Genomic DNA, 1451 nt, shown 5'->3' on the forward strand with positions numbered 1-1451 from the left:
GGCGACCTGTACGTCGACTACTCCAAGCACCTGGTCACCGACGAAACGCTCGCGCTGCTGCGGGAGCTGGCGGAGGCCACCGGCGTGTTCCGGCTGCGGGACGCGATGTTCCGCGGCGAGCGGATCAACACCACCGAGGACCGGGCGGTGCTGCACACCGCGCTGCGGGCGCCGCGGGACGCGGTGGTCGAGGTCGACGGGCAGAACGTGGTGCCGGCCGTGCACGCCGTGCTGGACAAGATGGCCGCCTTCGCCGACCGGGTCCGCTCCGGGCGGTGGACCGGGCACACCGGCAGGCGGATCCGCACCGTGGTCAACATCGGCATCGGCGGCTCCGACCTGGGCCCCGCGATGGCCTACGAGGCGCTGCGCGCCTACACCGACCGCTCGCTGGCCTTCCGGTTCGTGTCCAACGTGGACGGCGCCGACCTGCACGAGGCGGTCCGCGACCTGGACCCGGCGGAGACGCTGTTCATCATCGCCTCCAAGACCTTCACCACCGTCGAGACGGTCACCAACGCCACCTCGGCGCGCGCCTGGCTGCTGGCGGCGCTGGGGGACGAGGCCGCGGTGGCCAAGCACTTCGTGGCGCTGTCGACGAACGCGCAGGAGGTCGCCGCGTTCGGCATCGACCCGGCGAACATGTTCGAGTTCTGGGACTGGGTCGGCGGGCGCTACTCCTACGCCTCGGCGATCGGCCTGTCGCTGATGATCGCCATCGGTCCGGAGCGGTTCCGGGAGATGCTGGCGGGGTTCCGGACCGTCGACGAGCACTTCCGCACCGCGCCGGCCGAGGCCAACGTCCCGCTGCTGCTGGGGCTGCTGGGCGTCTGGTACAACAACTTCCTGGGCGCGCAGTCGCACGCGGTGCTGCCGTACTCGCACTACCTGGCGCGGTTCCCCGCGTATCTGCAGCAGCTGGACATGGAGTCCAACGGCAAGTCGGTGGACCGCCGGGGGCGGGAGGTGCGGTGGCAGACGGGTCCGGTGGTGTGGGGCACGCCGGGGACCAACGGGCAGCACGCCTACTACCAGTTGATCCATCAGGGCACGAAGCTGGTGCCGGCGGACTTCATCGGGTTCGCCGAGCCGGTCGCCGAGCTGAGCGGTGAGCTGCGGGCCCAGCACGATCTGCTGATGGCCAACTTCTTCGCCCAGACGCAGGCGCTGGCGTTCGGCAGGACGCCGGAGGAGGTGCGGGCGGAGGGGGTGCCGGAGGAGCTGGTGCCGCACAAGACGTTCCGGGGCAGCCATCCCACGACCACGATCCTGGCGCGTGCGCTGACGCCGTCGGTGCTCGGCCAGCTGGTGGCCCTCTACGAGCACAAGGTGTTCGTGCAGGGCGCGGTCTGGGACATCGACTCCTTCGACCAGTGGGGGGTGGAGCTGGGCAAGGTGCTCGCCCGGCGCGTCGAGCCCGCCCTGACCGAAGGCACCCCGGTACCCGGCCT

Annotated in this window: 1 protein-coding gene; it reads left to right on the forward strand. The window is 71.1% G+C overall.

Annotated elements, in window-relative coordinates; genetic code table 11:
* On the forward strand, positions 1–1451 hold a 1451-nt coding region (pgi, locus tag B7L92_RS10855), incomplete at both ends, for a glucose-6-phosphate isomerase (protein WP_081237220.1).

This window comes from Streptomyces viridosporus (genome assembly GCF_002078235.1).
Classification (GTDB): domain Bacteria; phylum Actinomycetota; class Actinomycetes; order Streptomycetales; family Streptomycetaceae; genus Streptomyces; species Streptomyces viridosporus.